The organism is Corynebacterium faecale, from assembly GCF_030408735.1.
GTDB lineage: Bacteria > Actinomycetota > Actinomycetes > Mycobacteriales > Mycobacteriaceae > Corynebacterium > Corynebacterium faecale.
Genome location: NZ_CP047204.1, coordinates 164,527 through 179,354, shown reverse-complemented (window position 1 = coordinate 179,354; position 14,828 = coordinate 164,527). Strand labels below are relative to the sequence as shown.

The window sequence follows — 14,828 nt, the reverse complement described above, 5'->3', positions numbered from 1 at the left end:
GCGAAGTCACCTACCCTGGGGGACCATGACACAAACCATGAAGGCAATCGTTCAGACTGAAGAAAAGAACACGGCTTCCCTGGAACTGCAGGAAGTCCCCACCCCAACCCTGAAACCGGGCGAGGTGCTCGTCGAGGTGAAGGCCGCCGGCGTCAACCGTGCGGATCTCCTCCAGACGCAGGGCAATTACCCCGTCCCACCTGGAGCGTCGGAGATTCTCGGGTTGGAGTGCGCAGGCATCATCGCGGATCCGGGCGACACCGGCCGGGAAAAGGGAGAGAAGGTAGCCTGCCTGCTCACCGGCGGTGGTTATGCAGAATATGTGGCCGTTCCGGAAGGACAGCTGCTGCCGATCCCCGAGGGTTATTCCTTCACCGAGGCAGCCTCCATCGTGGAGGTGGCGTGCACGGTGTGGTCGAATATCGGCATGCTCGCAGGGCTGAAGGAGGGGCACACTTTTCTGATTCATGGTGGCGCGGGTGGCATCGGCACGTTTGCGATCCAGATGGGCAAGGCTCTCGGTGCAACGGTCGCGGTGACGGCGGGTTCCCAGGAGAAGTTGGATGTCTGCAAGCAGCTGGGCGCGGATATCCTCATCAATTATAAGGAGGAGGACTTCGCGGACATCTTGAAGAACAAGGCGGATGTGATTCTGGATATCATCGGCGCGAAATACCTGGGCCAGAATGTGAAGGCCCTGGCCAAGGATGGTCACATGGTCACCATCGGTTTGCAGGGCGGGGTGAAGGGCGAGCTCAATCTCGGCCTGCTGCTGTCCAAGCGCGCAAGCATCTCAGCCACCGCCCTCCGTGGCCGCGAGGATGAGGACAAGGCCCGCATTGTTGCTGCCACCCGCGAAAATATCTGGCCACTGCTGGACAGCAACAAGATCAGCCACCATATCGATCACACGCTTCCCCTCGCCGAGGCGGCCACAGCACTCAAGGCGCTCCAGGACGGCACCGTCACCGGCAAGCTGGTGCTGGAGGTTTAAGCCAGGGAGGCCAGCACGCGGGTGAGCTGGTCGATCTCGTAGGTGGTGTTGAACGGTCCGAGGCCCAGGGTGACAGACCCGCCGGCCTCGGTGACACCCATGGCGTCCAGCAGTGGATCGCTCGGGCTGACGGTGGTGACCAGGTGGTTATCCATCAACCTGCGGTGCACCATCTCCGCGGGCACATCCTGGACGGTGAAGCTCAGGCGTGGGATACGGTCCAATCCGGCGGCATCCTCGCCCGCGGCGTCACCGGAGATACCGATGATGTGCACCGCGGGCAGTCCCTGGAGGGATTCGATGAGGTGATCCATCACCTGCTGCTGGTGGGTGGCCAGGGAGGCCATGGACTCACGCAGTTGCGTGGTGTTCTCATCGAGTTGCACCAGGTGTTTGAACAGATTCGGCACGCCACCGAACAGGCCATGCGGCAGGAAATTCACCTCGGGTTCAAGCTTCACGGAGCGGTCCAGGCGCGGGAACATCGAGGAATCCCGGAAAATCAGCGCCGATACCTGCGGCCCGCCGAGTTCGCCCATGTCGAGCATGACAATATCGGCCTGCCACTCTTCCAGGTCCAGCGGGCGGTAGGCGGCATAGGAGGATGCGTCCACCACGATCCAGGCACGCGAACGCGCGCGGACCGTATCCACGATCTGGGCCGTCGGTGCCACCGTGCCCAGCAGGGGGTGCGCTGCGGAGAGCACGACGAGGCGGGTCGCGCCGTCGACAAGCTCCTTGTACTGCCACGCGGGCAGCTGGCCGGTCCCCAGATCCGGCTCCGCCCACCGGACGGTGGCGTCGAGGCTGCTGAACGGTTGAGTCAGCCACGCGCCGTCCGCGCGCGCGAGCACCACGCCTGCTTTACGACGAACAAACGACCCCAAACTCTGCGCCAACACCCGAACGAGATAATGCCTGGTGGGACCCAGAATCACCTGGGCGGGATCCACACCGGCCATCTCTGCGATGGTGGCGCGGGCCTGCTCAAGCTGTGTGACCGCGAAAGGCTGCATCGGCCCATCAAACGGCATCTGGGCATGCCTGCGAAACGCTGAGGCAACACCAGAGGACACACGTTCAGGGACCTGCGGAAGCTGATGCGCGTTCAGGTACGTCCAGCCATCGCCCAAAGAGGTGTACAGACCCCGGACCCTGGCCACGTCAAAAACCATGAACGGCGCTCCCTTCCTAGCGATCGAATCCCCACACTACAACGACTCCATGGCAACTTTACCCCACCCGGTGGACATCCAGATCCCCCTGATTTTGCCACTGTGGATACCTTGCCTTCGGGTCTGGACGGCTAGGGTATTGACTGTGCAGGAACAATCACAGCAGAAAGACCTACAGGCAGACCTCGCCAGAATGACCGCGGTGACGGAGGACACAGTCCCCGCATCGCAGTCCATGACATTCCGGGCTGCCTGGGACGACATCATCCGCGGATTCACACAGCACGAACTGTGGCTGCAGCTCGGTTGGCAGGACATCAAGCAGCGCTACCGGCGCTCCGTCCTCGGCCCCCTGTGGATCACCATCGCCACCGGCGTCATGGCCATCGCGCTCGGCCTGCTGTACTCCGTGCTGTTCAAGATCCCCCTGGCGGAGTTCCTCCCGCATGTGACGGTGGGCCTGATCATCTGGAACTTCATCTCCGGATGCATCAAGGAGGGGGCGGATATTTTCATCGACAATGAGGGACTGATCAAACAGCTCCCGTCGGCATTGTCGGTGCATGTGTACCGCCTGGTGTGGAAACAGGCCTTGTTCCTGGCCCACAACCTGGTGATCTGGCTGATCCTCATGCTGATCTTCCCGAGGCCACTCGGCTGGGACGTGCTCTTGATCATCCCGGGAATGTTCCTCCTGGTGATCAACGGGGTGTGGGTGGCGATGTTCTTCGGCATCGTCGCGACCCGCTACCGCGACGTTTCTCCTCTGCTGGAGGCCGGAACGCAGCTGCTGTTCTACGTCACCCCGATCGTCTGGATGACCTCCACCCTGCAGAACCACAGCGAAGAGATGGGCGGCCGCGCACGACTTGCCGAGCTGAATCCGCTGTACCACTACCTCGAAGTTGTCCGCGCCCCCATGATCGGCTCCGACCTGCCCGCCTACCACTGGTGGATCGTCCTCGGTTTCACCGCCGTGGGCCTGTGTCTGGCACTGCTGGCAATGAAACAGTGGCGCTTCCGCGTCAGCTACTGGGTTTAGGAGGCAATGACCATGGTTTCCATTGATACGTATAACGCCTGCGTGGACTTCCCGATTTTCGACGCGAAGTCCCGCTCCATGAAGAAAGCCTTCCTCGGCGCTGCCGGCGGTGCCATCGGACGCAACCAGGACAACGTGGTGGTGGTCGAGGCCCTGAAGGACATCAACCTGCACCTGCGTGAAGGCGACCGCGTCGGACTGGTCGGCCACAACGGTGCCGGTAAATCCACACTGCTGCGCCTGCTGTCGGGCATCTACGAACCAACACGGGGGCGTGCCGATATCCGTGGCCGTGTGGCACCGGTTTTCGACCTCGGTGTGGGCATGGACCCGGAGATCTCCGGATACGAGAACATCGTGATCCGCGGCCTCTTCCTCGGCCAGACCCGCAAACAGATGAAAGACAAAATGGAGGAAATCGCCGACTTCACTGAACTCGGCGAATACCTCTCCATGCCGCTGCGCACCTACTCCTCCGGCATGCGAATCCGCCTGGCACTGGGTGTGGTGACCTCCATCGAACCCGAGATCCTGCTGCTGGATGAAGGTATCGGCGCCGTCGATGCAGCCTTCATGGCCAAAGCACGCGACCGCCTCCAGGCACTGGTGGAACGATCCGGAATCCTGGTGTTCGCCTCCCACTCCAACGACTTCCTCGCCCAACTTTGCGATACCGCCCTCTGGGTCGATCACGGATCCATCCGCGAGGCCGGCCTGATCCCCGATGTGGTGGAAAGCTACGAAGGCAAGGGCGCCGGCGATCACGTCCGCAGGCTGCTCAAACGCGTGGAGGACGAAAAAAACGGAATCCCACTCAATCCTGAGCAGTAGTGTGCTGGGGACCTAAGGTGCCGGCCGCTTTCTGAAGCTGATCGCTTCGGGAGGTGGCCGGCTTCTTTTTGCCTGGGGGCGCGGGCGTGTGCAAAAGGGTACGGGTTAAGTGGCGGGCAGGGCCTGTTCTGGCCTTAGTTCGCACCCCTTTGCCCGGCAGCACCCTGCCCCGGGCAAAACCCTACGAGTTACCTCTCCACCAACACCCGTTGCCGGCCTAATCAGTACCCTTATGCACAACCACGCCCCGCACCGGGCAAAACCATACGAGTTACCTCCCCGATAGCTTCCTGCCCCGACGCAACCCGCACCCTTTTGCACCTATCATGGCGCCCATGACTACACACCTGGATCACATCGTCATTGCAGCACCGGATTTGAATGAACTGGTCACGCGGTTCACGGAACTCACCGGTATCACCCCGGTAGAGGGTGGCCGTCATAACACGGGTACCGCCAATGCCCTGGTTCCACTGTCAGAGCCGAAGGGTTCCTATATTGAGCTCATCGGCCCGGACCCGAAGGCGGAGGAACTCACGGAGGATAATTTCGCCATCGCATCCACCGAGGCCACTGAACCCCGGGTGGCGGCGTGGTGCGTCCGCCCGGAAAATCTCGATGATTATGCCGCAGCCGGTGATAAAACTGTTGAGGAGATGAGCCGTCGCACTCCGGATGGGGCAACACTGGCCTGGAAGCTCATCAAGCCCACTCCCGGTGTGGATTATGCGCCGGAGCCCTTCGCCATTGACTGGTTGGAGTCTGATCATCCGTCCAGGGTCGAAGAACCGCTGGCCAAGGTGGTTAAGTTGATTGTCCGGGGCGCGCAGCCACCGGCGGATCTGGCTGAAGATCTCAGTACCCTCCTGGAAACCAGGGATGGTGAGCCCTATCTTGAGCTGATTCTGGATACGCCGATGGGCGAGGTCAATCTGAAGGACATCTAGGGACGTGGCAATATGTAGTCCATGGCCAAAACCTCTTCACATCTCCGGGACGGCATTGATGTCGCGGCGGTGATCGTCACGCATAACCGCGTTGAACTGCTACGACACTCGCTGGAGGTCGTTGCGAATCAGACGTATCCGGTGAAGCACATCATCGTGGTGGATAACGGTGCGGATCCGGCGGTGGAGGCCATGGTCAACGATATCGCCGGTGAGCGCGGTGTTTATACGCCTTCTAACACCAATCTCGGTGGTGGCGGCGGTTTCGCCTATGGTTTCCTCACTGCCCTCGCACTCGGGGCAGATGCGGTGTGGTGCGCTGATGATGACGGCCGACCGGAGGGCCCAGAGGTACTGAAAACACTGATCCACGCCGCCGAGGCACACAACCTGGAGCAGATCTCCCCGGTGGTGTGCAATGCCGATGAACCGGACAGGCTGGCCTTCCCACTGCGCAGGGGCCTGGAGTGGCGTCGTTTCCGCAGTGAGCTCATCGATCCGGCCAATCCCGAGGAGGATCTGCTGCCCGGTATCGCCTCGCTGTTCAACGGCGCCCTGATCAGCGCTCACGCCATGGAACGCATCGGGGTGCCAGATTATCGCCTGTTCATCCGCGGTGATGAGGTGGAATATCACCGCAGGCTCGTCCGCTCCGGCCTGCGCTTCGGAACCTGTCTGACCACTGCTTATCTGCACCCCGATGGCTCAGATGAGTTCAAACCGATCCTGGGCGGGCGCATGCACACCCAGTATCCGGATAATGATTTCAAACGGTTCTTCACCTATCGCAACCGTGGCTACCTGATGAGCCAGCCCGGTATGCGCAGGCTGCTCCCCCAGGAGTATGCCCGTTTCGCGTGGTTTTTCCTCGTCCAGGAGAAAAGCCCGAAGAAGTTCCTCGAATGGTTCCGGCTCCATCGTCTGGGCCGCCAGGAGAAGTTCGACAGGCCTGCTAAATAAGCCGCAGCAGCTCTTCGTGGTAGCGCCCCGGCAAGCATCCAGCTGCCACGACCTGGCGCGCCAGGTCCTTGTCCCCCATCTTCGCGCGGAAGGCCATGCCCATGGTCACCCCATGCGCGGGTTCATCCAGGGCAACCAGGGAATCACCCGGCATGATCCGCCCCGCCTGAATCACCCGGAAATAGGCACCCACCCGGCCGTGGGCGGTGAAGGTTTTCATCCACCCTTTGCGTTCCAACCAGGCGCCGAAGGTGCGGCAGGGGCGGCGTGGAACAGATACCTCCAGCACCGCCCCACCCACGCGAAACCGCTGGTTGATCAACACGGCAGAAAGGTCAATGCCGGAGGTGGTGAGGTTCTCCCCAAAGAATCCGTTTGTGTACGAAGGATCCCAAAAGGACAGCTCCTCGCGCTCGAAGGCGTAGACCGCCTTGTGCATGCCGCCGTGATGGAGGGAGTCGCCGATGACGTCGCCAAGCACACCGGAACCATCGCCGTAGCTGGGACCCGGCGCGAACACCTCAATCCCCGCGGACACCGGCCGCTTATCAATCCCGCTGACCCGGTCCGCGCCACCCGGATCGGGCTGGGACACAGCCACATTGGTGCTCAGCACCAGGCCGGTCATGCGGCCACCCGTCGCGCCTCGTGGAAGCGGGAGAAGCCCGCGACCAGGCACATCACGATGCCGACCGGCAGCAGTATGAGCATTCCGACGGAACCGACGGTGGCCAGGGTGTTGGCCAGCGTCATCATGGCATCGCCTGAGGAGATCAGGAGGTTGGCCAGCACTGAGCACACGCCGGGCGTAGCGATCAGCAGCGCGCCGACCAACCCCACCCAGGTTCTCCAGGTGGACTCACTGGCTTCCCGGGCATTGACCACCGCCGCGATGATCGCCACCACGGTCAGCAGGATAAACGCGATATACATGCCGATCGCCAGGTCCATCGGTGCGAACACCAGGGAGATGAGGGCAAAGAAGAGGACTCCGGCAAGTCCGGTGATCAGGGTGATGTTCCAGCGCTTCATGGCTGTCACCTTACTAGGCGAGCCTGTTACTTGAAGATCATCGTGCGTTGGACAATGAAGTTGATGGTGGTGCCGGTGCCCTGTGCGATTACGAAGGCGGCAACCATGGCCAGTGCTTCCGGCCAGCCCCAACCACGGAAAAGCACGTCGCACAACGTCTGCAGGCCCACATTGATCAGGAAGGTCAAGGCGTAGAGCACCACCACGGCCACGAAGCGTTTGGTGGATTTCTCTGCCTGGAAGGTCCAGCGCCGGTTGATCATGTAGGCGGTGGTGGTGCCCGCGATGAAGGAGATGGTGCGGGCGGCGGGGACTGGGAAGCCGAAGACCAGTTGGAAGAGGGCGAGGAGACCGAGGTCGACAACCGCCGAGATGCCGCCGGTGATGATGAACCGGAAGGCCTGGGTGCCCAGGCTCATCCGCTCAGCGGGCACGGCGGCAGTTGTGATGGTGGGATTCTCTGACACGGGCTACACATTAGTCCTGCGGGCAGGAAAAGCGCTAAGCCCGCAGCAGCACGCGGTAGATGTCGAGCCGGTCCACGGGGGCTGTGAGGTGTTCCCCATAGGCGCCGAGCTCCTCCAGCGCTGAGAGGGAATCAGCACACGATGCCGTGATATCAGCAGCACCCAGAGGTGAGCCGTCATCGGCCACCCAACCGAGTGTGGACATGGTGGAGGTGATCACTTCATTAAAGAGCTGCTGGTCGCCGAGACAGGAGAGCGCGAGGATGCAGGACCAGAAGGCGTCGCTGGCTTCGGCGCTGTGCTCCCGTGGAAGCGCGCGGCAGGCGCGGGTGGTGGGGGCGTCGATAAGCGTGTCGCGGTGCAATTCAAGCGCCTGGAGCAGGGGAATGAAATCAAAGACACCGGTGCGGTCCACCAGGTCAATCACCTCGGGGCGCACGTGGCTGAGCACGGAGCGGATGGTGTCGGTGCCGGTGAGTTCGGCGTTGATGGCGGCTTGATCGAAATCGATGGTGAAACCGCCGGAACCGCCAATGCAGAGGGCGCGGGGGGTGCCGTTATCGCGCGGATAAATTTCCAGACAGTGCAATTCAAAATGCCATAATCCCCAGACATAAACGATGGTGCCGTCCTGGTTGAGCACATGCCCAACGCAGCTGGAGCGGTCGAGTTTATGGCCCCCCTCATCAATGAAGAACCACGGCGATCCCCCGCCAACCCCGAACGCGATATCGAGTACTTTACGCAGCTCAGTGAGTGTCATTGACGCATCAAGCCCGATATGGCGGTGCACTTCCTGCTCTGCCTGGATGTTGCTCGCCTGGATTAAAAGTGTTCGTTCCGGCCCCCGATTACCGCTCCGTTGCGCACGCGCGGACGCCAGGGAGATGACGTTGTCGTGGGCGAAGTGGGTTGGCATGCGCCCCAGCGTAGTCATTTTTGCCCGGCCTTTTCAGGCCGGCACGCTTCACACAGCGCTTTGCGACGCCCTTCGTGCCCGCATATCAAACTCACAGGTGACATAGCTTGTCGCCGCATAAAAGATGCCCAGGACTGAATACGGACGCGATACTCCACGCCTGCTCAGGACACGTGCGAGACGTTTGGTGAAAGCCATGTCCAGGCGGATGATGAGGGCGGTGAACAGCAGAAACAGACCAACATACAGCCAGGTGGCGACAGGCCCGCGGATCCCTTCATAATCAGAGACCGGTCCCGGGGTGACCCCCAGATCACCGAGCTCCTGACGCAGTTGATCATTGAGCAGGGCGAAGTCTTCCGGAAAGAGATACCTGCTGCCATCACCCTGGGGAATCATCCCGATCACGCCGACCCCAGCCCCCATGAGCCCGGCATAGGCCAGGGCGCGTTGGCGTGGGCTGTCCAGATAATCAGTGAGTGCCACACCCGTCCCGACGAGCGTGGCACCGAGGGCTGCCTGGAGCCGTGATGCGGTCTTCTTGGTGCTGGAATCCATGCCTTCAGAGTACCGTTGTCAGCATGTTCGGTATTTTCAAGAAGAAGCAGGACGCACCCACCCATATCGCGGCGGAGCGCACCAACCTCCCCCTGGATGATCTGATGACCCGCATGATCGCCCAGGAACTACCACTGTTGGACAGCGTGGACCGCTCCCGCGTCTATGAGATCCTCCGGGAATACGATGGCCCCACCATCACCTCCCAGGAGGAACTGCCCGCTGAGATGCGCGAGATCATGGATCTCTAGACCACAGAAAGGGCCGCAGGATGATCACCTTTGATGCGGTATCCAAGCATTACCCCGATGGCACCATCGCAGTGGATGAGGTGTCTTTCACCGTGGAGGACAATTCCACGGTGGTATTGGTCGGGTCCAGTGGTTCCGGTAAATCCACCCTGCTGAGTCTGGTGAACCGGATGATTGATCCTACTGCCGGCCGGGTGCTCATCGATGGCGACGATGTCGCCCACACCGATCCGGTGCAGCTGCGTCGATCCATTGGATATGTCCTGCAGTCCGGGGGTTTGCTCCCCCACCGCACGGTGGTGGACAACGTGGCCACCGTGCCATTGCTGAAGGGGGAATCCCGGAGTTCAGCCCGGCGAAAAGCCCTGGAATTCATCGAGGTGGTGGGCCTGGATCCAGCGGTAGCCAGACGATATCCAGCGCAGCTCTCAGGCGGCCAGCAGCAGCGTGTCGGAGTGGCCCGGGCACTGGCGGGTGAGCCGGACATCCTGCTCATGGATGAACCCTTCGGGGCCGTCGACCCGATCGTGCGCCTTGACCTACAAAATGAGGTCACGCGCCTGCAGCGGGAACTGGGCAAGACCATTCTCTTTGTCACCCATGACATCGATGAGGCGTTCAGCCTTGCCGACAAGGTGGTGGTGCTGCGCCCCGGTGGCGTCATCGCCCAGGAGGCCACCCCGAGTGAATTGATCACCGCCCCCGTGGATGATTTCGTACGTAATTTCATCGGCCTGGGCTCCGGCACACGGAGTCTCCGGGTGGTTCAGGAGGGCTCTGAACAGCTGATTGTGGATGCCCACGGAAAGATTCTGGGGGCTCTGGATCAGTGAAATGGCTATCGCAGAACTATCCCTGGGTGATCGATCTGACCTGGATCCATCTGTGGTTGACCCTCCCCGCCGTGCTGCTCAGTCTGATCATCGCAATCCCGCTGGGATGGACGGCGCACCGGTGGCGGATCGGTGGGGCCCTGCTGCCAGTGGTCGGTGTCCTCTACGCCATCCCTTCCCTACCGTTATTCGTGCTGATCCCGGTGGTGTTCGGCACCGGCCTGCGGTCGCCGATGACCATGATCGCGGTGCTGACCATCTATGGCGTGGCGATTCTGACGCGCACAGTCGCTGATGGCTTCGCATCTGTTCCTACCCACGTAACCAGGGCAGCCACCGCCATTGGCTTCTCCACGGCCCGTAGATTCTGGTCGGTGGAATTCCCCCTGGCCCTGCCGGTCATCATCGCCGGCCTGCGCGTGGTGGTGGTCAGCACCGTCAGTCTGGTGACGGTGGGCTCCGTGGTGGGTATCCAGAGCCTGGGCACCCTGTTCACCGATGGTTTCCAACGCGGGATCGTCTCAGAGGTGGTCACCGGTGTGGTGCTCACCATCGCCCTGGCGCTGCTTCTTGATGCCTGCTGTGTCCTGGCTCAGCGGATATTGCTGCCCTGGTCCAAAGCCGCTGAGTCCCATTCTGCGGCGAAACAAGGGGCCCACTGATGGAACTGCTGAACGTCACCTGGGCGTGGTTATCGGATCCGGCGGAATGGTCCGGGGCGGGATCAATACCGCAGCGTCTGGTGGAACACCTGGCGGTGACGCTGGTGGTGGTGACTATCGCCGCAGCCATCGCGATCCCGCTGGGAGTGCTCATCGGGCATTACAGGGTGGGCGGAAATCTGGTGTCCGCCATCGTCGGTGCCGGTCGTGCCATTCCCACCCTGGGGCTTCTCACACTGCTCGGCCTGTGGATCGGCATCGGTGTGACTGCCCCCATGATCGCCCTCATTGTCCTAGCTGCCCCACCGCTGCTCGCCGGCGCCTATTCTGGGGTGACCAGTGTGGAGGCGATCACAGTGAAGGCAGCCCGGGCCATCGGGATGTCGGAGTTTCAGATCATCCGTTCAGTGGAGTTGCCGTTGGCATCCCCGTTGATCATCGGTGGGATACGTTCCGCCGTTGTGCAGGTGGTGGCCACGGCCACGCTGGCTGCCTACACCGCGGATGTGGGATTCGGCAGATATATCTTCTCGGGACTGAAAACCCGGGATTATGGCGAGATGATCGGCGGCGCGTTGCTGGTTATCGCGCTGGCACTCCTGCTGGAAACTGTTTTCTCCTTCATCCTGCACACCAGGAAACTACTGAAAGGTCAGTCATGAAGACACTGTTTCGTACCGGGATCGCAGTGAGCACAGTGAGCCTCGCCGGTGCCCTGTTGGTTGCTTGTGGTTCCTCAGACACGATAGAAGGCACTGATGATGCCTCCGGTGACGCCATCGTGGTGGGATCACAGGACTACTACTCCAATGAGATCATCGCGGAGCTCTACGCGCAGGCGCTCGAGGCCGCTGATTACCAGGTGGAGCGCGATTTCCGCATCGGCCAGCGCGAGGTCTACATGGGCGAGGTGGAGAGCGGCACGGTTGACCTCTTCCCGGAATACTCCGGGCCACTGCTGCAGTACTGGCAGCCGGACACGCAGGCGCGCCTGGGCGCTGAGGTGCATACGGAGCTTGTCGACGCCGCACCCGACGGCCTCACCATCCTCGACGATGCCCCCGCCACCGACCAGGACGCTTATGTGGTGACCCGGGCCCTGGCAGAGGAATACAACCTCACCAGCATCCCGGACCTGGCCAACATCCCGGGCCCCATCGTCCTGGGTGCGAACTCCGAGGCTGAAACCCGCCCCAACGGACCCGTGGGGTTGATGGACAACTACGGCATCGACGCCGGATTCACCCCGATCGAGGACGGTGGCGGTCCCCTGACCATCAAGGCGCTCAACGACGGCGATGTGCAGTTCGCCATCATCTATACCGGCGATCCGACCATCCAGGACAATGACCTGGTGGTCTTAGAGGATCCGGATGGCATGTTCCTGGCCTCCCATGTGGTGCCGGTGGCCAGCGACGCACTGGATGAGGGTGCCCGGGACATCATCAATGAGATCAGTGCTGCGCTGACCTCCGAGGAACTGCTGTCCCTCAATTCCCAGAGTGTCACCGACCAGTCGTCGGCATCGACCATCGCCTCGCAGTGGTTGGAGGAGAAAGACCTGGTCTAACGCCGGAGACGATCGGCAGTAATCAAGATCACATTAAGTCCCCAAACGTGTACCTCCTCGACGCCCCGCAGATAAATAGGTAATGACCCACTGCAGTTATAGCCCCCATTCGTGGGAGTGATGTCAGCAGGGGCCTGCGGGGGATTGTGGTAATACCTGTCGAGAATCACATCGCAGCGACGGTCATGACGGTTGAAGCGGGGTAACCTTGGTAGCCGATGAACAGTTCTAACGGCACGTCCAGCACCGGCGCTTCGGCCGGTGCCCCCGGAGCCCTTCCACTAGAAGCCCACACACTGACCGGCTGGGGCCGTACCGCCCCCACCACCGCTGAAGTTCTCTCCACCCCGGATCTCGACGTGATCGTCGAGGCGGTCCGTCGGGTTGCGGAACAGAACGATTCCAAGCCTGCCTACCTCAGGCGCGGTGTGATCCCCCGTGGCATGGGACGCTCCTATGGAGATCCTGCACAGAACGCCGGTGGCCTCGTCATCGACATGCAGCAGTTGAACAAGATCCACTCGATCGACCCGGAATCCGCCATCGTGGACGTGGATGGCGGTGTCACCCTGGATCAGCTGATGAAGGCCGCACTCCCCTACGGCCTGTGGATTCCCGTTCTGCCCGGCACCCGCCAGGTGACCATCGGTGGTGCCATCGGACCCGATATCCACGGCAAAAACCACCACTCCGCAGGTTCCTTCGGTGACCACGTGGTCTCCATGGAACTGCTGGTCGCGGACGGTCGCATCCTGCACCTGGAGCCGGAGGGCACCGCAGAGGATCCAGACGGCACCCTGTTCTGGGCAACCGTCGGCGGCATGGGACTGACCGGCATCATCGTCCGTGCGTGCGTGCGCATGACCAAGACGGAAACCGCGTACTTCATCGCAGACACCGATCGCACCAGCAACCTGAATGAAACCGTTGAGTTCCACTCTGACGGATCTGAGCACAACTACACGTACTCCTCCGCATGGTTCGATGTGATCTCCCCGGAACCGAAACTGGGGCGCTCCACCATCTCCCGTGGCTCCCTGGCCACCCTGGCGCAGCTGGAGGAACTCTCCCCCAAGCTGGCCAAGGATCCCCTGAAGTTCAATGCACCACAGTTGATGACCGTGCCGGACATCTTCCCGTCCTGGACCATGAACAAGCTCAGCCTCATGGCGATCGGCGAAGCTTATTACGCCATGGGTTCCCCTGCGCGTCACCAGGTGAAGAACCTGACGCAGTTCTACCAGCCACTGGATCTCATCGGCGAGTGGAACCGCGGTTATGGATCCAAGGGATTCCTCCAGTATCAGTTCGTGGTGCCCATGGAGGCCGTCGATGCCTTCAAGGACATCATCCGCGACATGCAGAAGTCCGGCCACTATTCCGCACTGAACGTGTTCAAACTGTTCGGCCCCGGCAACCGCGGGCCCCTGTCCTACCCGATGCCGGGTTGGAACGTCTGCGTGGACTTCCCGATCCGACCGGGTCTGGGTGCCTTCCTGGACGATCTGGACAAGCGCGTCATGGAATTCGGTGGCCGCCTGTACCTGGCCAAGGAGTCCCGCACCTCCGCGGAGAACTTCCATGCCATGTACCCGGGCATGGAAGGCTGGTTGAAGACCCGCAATGAGATCGACCCCACCGGTGTCTTCGCCTCCGACATGTCCCGCCGACTCGAGCTGCACTAGTTTTAAGGAACGTAAGTAAATGCTGAACGCTGTGGGCAAAGCCCAGAACATCCTCCTTCTCGGCGGAACCTCCGAGATCGGAATCGCGATCGTGGAACGTTTCCTCCAGCAGGGTGGCTCCAATGTCACCCTCGCAGCCCGTAAGGACTCCCCTCGCATCGAGGCCGCCGTCGCCCAGATCAAGGCCGCCGGCGCTGACACCGTCAAGGTCGTCGACTTCGATGCACTCGATCCCTCATCCCACCCCGCCGCCATTGATGCTGCCTTCGCTGAAGGTGACGTGGACGTGGCCGTGGTGGCCTTCGGTGTGCTCGGTGACAATGAGGTTCAGTGGCGTGATCAGGCCGAGGCCGTGAGCGCCGTGTCTGTGAACTACACCGCCGGCGTGTCCGTGGGTGTGCTCCTGGGCCGCAAGATGGAAGCTCAGGGCCATGGCACCATCGTGGCCATGTCTTCGGTGGCCGGGCAGCGTGTGCGCCGCTCCAACTTCGTCTACGGCTCCGCCAAGGCGGGCTTCGACGGCTTCTACACCCAGCTCGGTGAGGCCCTCCGTGACTCGGGTGCCAGCGTGCTTGTCGTGCGTGCAGGCCAGGTCCGCACCAAGATGAGCGCCGATGCCGGTGAGGCACCACTGACGGTGAACCGTGAGGATGTCGCCGAGGCCATCTACAAGGCTGTCGTGGAGAAGAAGGACATCATCTATGTCCACCCACTGTTTGAGTATGTCTCACTGGCCTTCCAGTTCATTCCACGCGCAATCTTCCGCAAGCTGCCTTTCTAGAGGTTTTTCGCGGAGAGTGTTCGCCTCAACAACCCGCTGATCGGAGATACCGCCCGTTGATTCACGGGCGTGTTCTCCGATCAGCGGGTTTGTTGCATTTGCGCTACTGATCCATTCCCAT

General features: G+C 61.5%; 18 protein-coding genes. 12 read left to right on the top strand and 6 right to left on the bottom strand.

Annotated elements, in window-relative coordinates:
- Positions 1–37: 37 nt before the first annotated feature.
- The gene (locus tag CFAEC_RS00815; protein ID WP_290279769.1) at positions 38–994 is read left to right on the top strand and encodes an NAD(P)H-quinone oxidoreductase; all 957 of its coding nucleotides are present in this window, start codon (positions 38–40) and stop codon (positions 992–994) included.
- Here CFAEC_RS00815 and CFAEC_RS00810 read toward each other — a convergent pair.
- Positions 991–2,169: an aminotransferase class V-fold PLP-dependent enzyme gene (locus tag CFAEC_RS00810; protein ID WP_290277919.1), complete on the bottom strand. Its 1,179-nt coding sequence runs from the start codon at positions 2,167–2,169 to the stop codon at positions 991–993. The genes CFAEC_RS00815 and CFAEC_RS00810 overlap by 4 nt on opposite strands.
- Positions 2,170–2,362: 193 nt before the next feature.
- Between CFAEC_RS00810 and wzm the strand changes: the two genes are divergently transcribed.
- The 4 genes from wzm (at position 2,363) to glfT1 (ending at position 5,949) form a co-directional block, all read left to right on the top strand.
- Positions 2,363–3,211, top strand: coding sequence for a galactan export ABC transporter permease subunit Wzm/RfbD (gene wzm / locus CFAEC_RS00805; RefSeq protein ID WP_435384265.1), 849 nt, complete (start codon positions 2,363–2,365; stop codon positions 3,209–3,211).
- 12 nt (positions 3,212–3,223) lie between these two features.
- Positions 3,224–4,042, top strand: a complete 819-nt coding sequence (wzt, locus tag CFAEC_RS00800) for a galactan export ABC transporter ATP-binding subunit Wzt/RfbE (RefSeq protein WP_290277917.1) — start codon at positions 3,224–3,226, stop codon at positions 4,040–4,042.
- A 335-nt stretch (positions 4,043–4,377) separates the two neighbouring features.
- Positions 4,378–4,989, top strand: coding sequence for a VOC family protein (locus CFAEC_RS00795; RefSeq protein ID WP_290277916.1), 612 nt, complete (start codon positions 4,378–4,380; stop codon positions 4,987–4,989).
- Positions 4,990–5,010: 21 nt separating this feature from the next.
- A complete protein-coding gene (gene glfT1 / locus CFAEC_RS00790; RefSeq protein WP_290277915.1) occupies positions 5,011–5,949 on the top strand; it encodes a galactofuranosyltransferase GlfT1 in 939 nt (312 codons plus the stop codon).
- On the opposite strand, the gene CFAEC_RS00785 is transcribed toward glfT1, so the two are convergent.
- The 5 genes from CFAEC_RS00785 to CFAEC_RS00765 form a co-directional block, all read right to left on the bottom strand.
- Positions 5,942–6,577 (bottom strand): MOSC domain-containing protein, encoded by a 636-nt coding sequence (locus CFAEC_RS00785; protein WP_290277914.1) that lies wholly within the window; start codon positions 6,575–6,577, stop codon positions 5,942–5,944. The genes glfT1 and CFAEC_RS00785 overlap by 8 nt on opposite strands.
- A complete protein-coding gene (locus tag CFAEC_RS00780; protein ID WP_290277913.1) occupies positions 6,574–6,981 on the bottom strand; it encodes a hypothetical protein in 408 nt (135 codons plus the stop codon). Before CFAEC_RS00780 ends, CFAEC_RS00785 begins: the two co-directional genes overlap by 4 nt.
- A 26-nt stretch (positions 6,982–7,007) precedes the next feature.
- Positions 7,008–7,400: a GtrA family protein gene (locus tag CFAEC_RS00775; RefSeq protein WP_290279768.1), complete on the bottom strand. Its 393-nt coding sequence runs from the start codon at positions 7,398–7,400 to the stop codon at positions 7,008–7,010.
- An 82-nt stretch (positions 7,401–7,482) separates the two neighbouring features.
- Entirely contained in the window at positions 7,483–8,367 is an 885-nt protein-coding gene (locus CFAEC_RS00770; RefSeq protein ID WP_290277912.1) for a hypothetical protein, read from the bottom strand.
- A 48-nt stretch (positions 8,368–8,415) separates the two neighbouring features.
- Entirely contained in the window at positions 8,416–8,925 is a 510-nt protein-coding gene (locus CFAEC_RS00765) for a hypothetical protein (protein ID WP_290277911.1), read from the bottom strand.
- Between the two features lie 23 nt (positions 8,926–8,948).
- Between CFAEC_RS00765 and CFAEC_RS00760 the strand changes: the two genes are divergently transcribed.
- From CFAEC_RS00760 to dprE2, 7 genes are all read left to right on the top strand, one after another.
- Positions 8,949–9,176: a hypothetical protein gene (locus tag CFAEC_RS00760; protein WP_290277910.1), complete on the top strand. Its 228-nt coding sequence runs from the start codon at positions 8,949–8,951 to the stop codon at positions 9,174–9,176.
- Between the two features lie 20 nt (positions 9,177–9,196).
- Positions 9,197–10,009: an ABC transporter ATP-binding protein gene (locus CFAEC_RS00755; RefSeq protein ID WP_290277909.1), complete on the top strand. Its 813-nt coding sequence runs from the start codon at positions 9,197–9,199 to the stop codon at positions 10,007–10,009.
- Positions 10,006–10,671 (top strand): ABC transporter permease, encoded by a 666-nt coding sequence (locus CFAEC_RS00750; RefSeq protein WP_290277908.1) that lies wholly within the window; start codon positions 10,006–10,008, stop codon positions 10,669–10,671. Before CFAEC_RS00755 ends, CFAEC_RS00750 begins: the two co-directional genes overlap by 4 nt.
- A complete protein-coding gene (locus tag CFAEC_RS00745) occupies positions 10,671–11,333 on the top strand; it encodes an ABC transporter permease (RefSeq protein WP_290277907.1) in 663 nt (220 codons plus the stop codon). Before CFAEC_RS00750 ends, CFAEC_RS00745 begins: the two co-directional genes overlap by 1 nt.
- Entirely contained in the window at positions 11,330–12,241 is a 912-nt protein-coding gene (locus CFAEC_RS00740) for an ABC transporter substrate-binding protein (protein WP_290277906.1), read from the top strand. The genes CFAEC_RS00745 and CFAEC_RS00740 overlap by 4 nt, the downstream gene beginning before the upstream one ends.
- Positions 12,242–12,459: 218 nt before the next feature.
- Complete coding sequence (gene dprE1 / locus CFAEC_RS00735) at positions 12,460–13,926, top strand: decaprenylphosphoryl-beta-D-ribose oxidase (protein WP_290277905.1); 1,467 nt, start codon at positions 12,460–12,462, stop codon at positions 13,924–13,926.
- 19 nt (positions 13,927–13,945) lie between these two features.
- Positions 13,946–14,707, top strand: a complete 762-nt coding sequence (gene dprE2 / locus CFAEC_RS00730) for a decaprenylphospho-beta-D-erythro-pentofuranosid-2-ulose 2-reductase (protein ID WP_290277904.1) — start codon at positions 13,946–13,948, stop codon at positions 14,705–14,707.
- Positions 14,708–14,828: the final 121 nt, after the last annotated feature.

Coding starts and splice junctions, on each gene's coding strand:
- CFAEC_RS00810 (WP_290277919.1), bottom strand. CDS start 2,169: ATGGTTTTTGACGTGGCCAGGGTCCGGGGTCTGTACACCTCTTTGGGC.
- CFAEC_RS00740 (WP_290277906.1), top strand. CDS start 11,330: ATGAAGACACTGTTTCGTACCGGGATCGCAGTGAGCACAGTGAGCCTC.
- CFAEC_RS00815 (WP_290279769.1), top strand. CDS start 38: ATGAAGGCAATCGTTCAGACTGAAGAAAAGAACACGGCTTCCCTGGAA.
- CFAEC_RS00760 (WP_290277910.1), top strand. CDS start 8,949: ATGTTCGGTATTTTCAAGAAGAAGCAGGACGCACCCACCCATATCGCG.
- CFAEC_RS00765 (WP_290277911.1), bottom strand. CDS start 8,925: ATGGATTCCAGCACCAAGAAGACCGCATCACGGCTCCAGGCAGCCCTC.
- CFAEC_RS00785 (WP_290277914.1), bottom strand. CDS start 6,577: ATGACCGGCCTGGTGCTGAGCACCAATGTGGCTGTGTCCCAGCCCGAT.
- wzm (WP_435384265.1), top strand. CDS start 2,363: ATGACCGCGGTGACGGAGGACACAGTCCCCGCATCGCAGTCCATGACA.
- glfT1 (WP_290277915.1), top strand. CDS start 5,011: ATGGCCAAAACCTCTTCACATCTCCGGGACGGCATTGATGTCGCGGCG.
- wzt (WP_290277917.1), top strand. CDS start 3,224: ATGGTTTCCATTGATACGTATAACGCCTGCGTGGACTTCCCGATTTTC.
- dprE1 (WP_290277905.1), top strand. CDS start 12,460: ATGAACAGTTCTAACGGCACGTCCAGCACCGGCGCTTCGGCCGGTGCC.
- CFAEC_RS00745 (WP_290277907.1), top strand. CDS start 10,671: ATGGAACTGCTGAACGTCACCTGGGCGTGGTTATCGGATCCGGCGGAA.
- CFAEC_RS00755 (WP_290277909.1), top strand. CDS start 9,197: ATGATCACCTTTGATGCGGTATCCAAGCATTACCCCGATGGCACCATC.
- CFAEC_RS00770 (WP_290277912.1), bottom strand. CDS start 8,367: ATGCCAACCCACTTCGCCCACGACAACGTCATCTCCCTGGCGTCCGCG.
- CFAEC_RS00775 (WP_290279768.1), bottom strand. CDS start 7,400: ATGAGCCTGGGCACCCAGGCCTTCCGGTTCATCATCACCGGCGGCATC.
- dprE2 (WP_290277904.1), top strand. CDS start 13,946: ATGCTGAACGCTGTGGGCAAAGCCCAGAACATCCTCCTTCTCGGCGGA.
- CFAEC_RS00780 (WP_290277913.1), bottom strand. CDS start 6,981: ATGAAGCGCTGGAACATCACCCTGATCACCGGACTTGCCGGAGTCCTC.
- CFAEC_RS00795 (WP_290277916.1), top strand. CDS start 4,378: ATGACTACACACCTGGATCACATCGTCATTGCAGCACCGGATTTGAAT.